Source organism: Flavobacterium sp. (genome assembly GCF_044368625.1).
Taxonomy (GTDB): Bacteria; Bacteroidota; Bacteroidia; order Flavobacteriales; family Flavobacteriaceae; genus Flavobacterium.
On the sequence record NZ_JBIPPD010000269.1, the window covers coordinates 1 to 3,689 of the forward strand.

General features: G+C 34.8%; 4 protein-coding genes. 3 read left to right on the forward strand and 1 reads right to left on the reverse strand.

What is annotated here, in order from left to right:
• Nucleotides 1-224: 224 nt before the first annotated feature.
• Nucleotides 225-608 (reverse strand): HU family DNA-binding protein, encoded by a 384-nt coding sequence (locus ACIQ2X_RS14615; RefSeq protein WP_396179689.1) that lies wholly within the window; start codon nt 606-608, stop codon nt 225-227.
• Between the two features lie 619 nt (nt 609-1,227).
• On the opposite strand from ACIQ2X_RS14615, the gene ACIQ2X_RS14620 reads away from it, so the two are divergent.
• The 3 genes from ACIQ2X_RS14620 to ACIQ2X_RS14630 all read left to right on the forward strand — a co-directional run.
• Nucleotides 1,228-2,145: an ABC transporter permease gene (locus ACIQ2X_RS14620; RefSeq protein ID WP_396179690.1), complete on the forward strand. Its 918-nt coding sequence runs from the start codon at nt 1,228-1,230 to the stop codon at nt 2,143-2,145.
• Complete coding sequence (locus ACIQ2X_RS14625; protein WP_396179691.1) at nt 2,142-2,822, forward strand: ATP-binding cassette domain-containing protein; 681 nt, start codon at nt 2,142-2,144, stop codon at nt 2,820-2,822. Before ACIQ2X_RS14620 ends, ACIQ2X_RS14625 begins: the two co-directional genes overlap by 4 nt.
• Before the next feature lie 247 nt (nt 2,823-3,069).
• The coding region (locus ACIQ2X_RS14630; RefSeq protein ID WP_396179692.1) for a WD40 repeat domain-containing protein at nt 3,070-3,689 on the forward strand (620 nt) is incomplete at its 3' end.

Consider the following 3,689-nt stretch of genomic DNA (forward strand, 5'->3'; position numbering starts at 1 on the left):
AAAAACTTTTCAAGTCTAATTTTCACTCTTTTGCAGTAATTTTCAATCTGTCTTGACCGTTCATGTAGCTCGTCGGGACGAGTTTTTTGGTTGGTCAGGACGAAGCAAAAGTTGCGTCGGGACGAATTGACGAAAATTTTCGTGAAAAAAGGACAAAAAAAAACCTCGAGTGCGGGAACACTCGAGGCTTTCGGACATGTAAAAATGCTCTACACGGCGGGTTACTAGCTTGCTTTTAGGTAATTTAGATTACCAAGTAAATTGCGTAATTTTTTCCCTGGTCGGAAAAGAATTCTGCTCTTAGTTACATCGGTAGCCGATACCTCTTCTGGGGTAACTTTTCCTCCTGAACTAATACTCACTAGGAAATTACCCAAGCTCCCTAATTTAACAATTCTGCCTTGTTTCAGCTCATTGATGATGTTGTATTCCAACGATCTCAATACTGCGTAACAGTCAGTATCTGTTAATGTACTCTGATAGGCAATCATCTCAGCGAGAGCTTCCATATCAGTTTCGCCGTTGCTCACTGCTGCGGCGTAAAATTTTTCAGGGGCAGTCATGTCCTGAGGGTTTTTTCTCGGTAACGTCTTAAATTTAATCGGCATTTTTTTTCCGTATTAAATTAAACAAAATTGATTTTGTCTTAGTACACTGACAATTAGTGCCTTTTTGACGAAATCAAAGATAAAAACTTCTTCTGGTTAAAAAAAGGTCATTTTCAATGAGTTATCATTTTTTTATTAACAGAAAGTAGTAATTATAGTACTTTTCAACCTTTTATAATTAACTGTAAATCAGTATTTTAAAAATTGTAAAATAGCTTAACCCCAGTAAAATAAGGGGGTTTACAAAATGATTAATTGAACTATTAATATAATACCATTTTACTTTTAATTTTAGCGGCATAAAATCATCCGCTTCCCAACCCCTTACATCCAGTTCCCCTTTTAGAGGGCTAGCGGCGCAAAAAAAAAAAACCTTTTGAACTGGCTTTTCTTTCATCCAATGCCAGCTACTTCAATCCAGTTTCAAACTCCTTTTGGTACTTCCCTCAGCACAAAAAATAAAGATTTTTTCCCATTCCATTTTAAAAGCGTTTTAAAAGTGTTATACATTTGATAACAAATGAGTATAATTAGCGACAAACTATTGGGTAGGGGTTTTAGCACTGCTATTTTGTAGTGAGTAGTGCCTGGTTAGCAGTCCTTTAAGCGCAGCATCATAATGAAAGAATATTTTATTTTACAATTCAAAATGCAAAACAGGCAATTAACCGCATGGGGAATTGAACCTGTAATTGGGTATGTTCTGGGTCTTTTTGCATTTATGGTGCTTTCCATAAAATTATTTGAAGCAACGCAATTTGCTGAATATTTCTATATGGTAGTGGCTTTAAGTGTAGTACTAAAATGGAATGAAGTAAATCGAAACGATTTTTTGAAACTTTGTTATTCCAGAAAGGGGTACATTAAAATAAGAATAATCGAAAACCTACTGGTTTCCATAGCATTTATAAGTTTTTTGTTAGTTCAAGAAAAGTATTTAAGTTCAGTTTTACTTGCAATTTCCGTTTGTCTTTTTTCGCTAATAGATTTAAAAAGCAAATCAAGTTTTACAGTACCCACTCCTTTTTACAAGCATCCTTTTGAGTTCGCCCTGGGTTTTAGGACCAATTATATCCTCTATTTATTCGCCTATTTATTGGCATTGATGGCGATTTATGTCGATAATTTTAATTTGGGTATTTTTGCCTTACTACTGACTTTAGTTTCGTGTCTTAGTTATTATACAAATTCGGAAGATGCATTTTATGTTTGGGTATTTTCATTGTCTCCCAAAGAATTTATAAGATATAAATTAAAAAACATCATCCACTATGCCACGCTTTTGTGCTTGCCAATAACGATAAGTTTGTCTTTATTTTTCTATACTAAAATAGATATAATTCTGGGAGTGCAATGCATAGGCTATTTGTTTATTTTCACCACTATGTTAGCAAAATATTCCGTATTTCCTGAAAAAATAAATATTAGATTCGGAATTGTATTGGCTTTAACAGTGTGGCTTCCACTTTTATTAGTGCTGATTATTCCCTATTTATACATTCAATCAACCAAAAAATTAAAAGAAATTCTACAATGATTAGCATTCAAAACTTGTCTAAATCGTACGGCAGCAAAAGAGTATTAGAAAATATAAACTTGAAACTTGAAAAAGGGAAGGTCTATGGTATTGTTGGCGAAAATGGAGCAGGAAAAACTACCTTGTTCCGATGTATTGCAGGATTAGAAAAATACGATGGAGCCATCAGTTGTGACTATGGGAAACCCAAAGATTTTCTGGGCTATTTACAAACGGAACCTTACTTTTTTTCGAAAATAACCGGTAGTGAATACATCCAATTATTATGCAATGCCAGAAACATAACCCCTACCGATTTAAAAGAAAAAAATATTTTTGATTTACCCTTGCAGGAATATGCAGCAAAGTATTCAACGGGGATGCGAAAAAAACTGGCATTGACAGCACTATTGTTGCAAGAAAATAAAGTATTCATCTTAGACGAACCATTTAATGGCGTAGATATTCACAGTAATATCATAATTACCGAAATAATTCATAAGTTGAAAGCAATGGGCAAATCAATTCTAATTTCTTCTCACATTTTTTCGACACTAAACGACACTTGCGATGAACTATTTTTATTGCAAAACGGACAAATTAGTAAGAGCGTAGTGAAAGCAGAATTTAGTCATTTAGAAAGCGATATGAAAGAGTTTACCATTGGAAATAAAATAGAGAAACTGAATCTAAAATAAAGAACGGTCGAAAATACCCGTCACTATTGCTCGCCTGCTTCAATTAACAGGCAATTCGTAGCGTTACCCTGGCGCTGATAACTTTCCTGTCGATGGGTAGGATTTTTAATTATATTTGTTTGGTGTAAATTATAAGGATACACATAAATACTACCAAAACAGGCATATAACATGCTAATATGGCTCGAAAACCTAATGATTTTAGACGCACATAAAGACCGGTAGTAGCCATTTAAAAAAAGACGTTATGAAACCAACTATTCTTATTCTAACGCTGAGCTTTCTAATCAACACTGTAGTAAATGCGCAATCTGCTGCCATTGCTAAAAGTTTTACAGGACATAAAGAGGCGATTTTGGGAATTGCTCCATCCCCTAACGGAAAATATTTGCTATCGGGTAGTGACGACAACCTTGCTTTTCTGTGGAATGAAGACGGCAAAATTATTGACACCATAGATGTGCACCAAAAAAGTGTAAACGATGTAGCTTTTTCTCCAGACAATAAACGTTTTATTACAGCAGGTTCTGAAGGTACCTTTGTAATTTGGAATATAGACGGAACTGAAGTTAAAACAGTCGCTGCCGACAAAGTGTATGTTAAGACTGTTGTTTATTCAAACGACGGAAAATATATTTTAAGTGGAGGTGGTGACAATACTGCCAAATTATGGACAGCAGAGGGTACACTCATCAGAACATTCAAAGGACATAAGTGTACCATTTATCAAGCCTCATTTTCCCCAGATAACAAATCAATAGTATTGGCAAGTTGCGACAATACCGCATCGATTTGGAACATCAATGGGAAAAAAGCTATGACTTTAAAAAAGCATAAAAGTGGAGTAAGTGCGGCCAGTTTTTCGCC

What these genes read in the sequence shown, in the direction of transcription:
- ACIQ2X_RS14625 (WP_396179691.1), top strand. Translation starts at nt 2,142, where the DNA reads ATGATTAGCATTCAAAACTTGTCTAAATCGTACGGCAGCAAAAGAGTA.
- ACIQ2X_RS14620 (WP_396179690.1), top strand. Translation starts at nt 1,228, where the DNA reads ATGAAAGAATATTTTATTTTACAATTCAAAATGCAAAACAGGCAATTA.
- ACIQ2X_RS14615 (WP_396179689.1), bottom strand. Translation starts at nt 608, where the DNA reads ATGCCGATTAAATTTAAGACGTTACCGAGAAAAAACCCTCAGGACATG.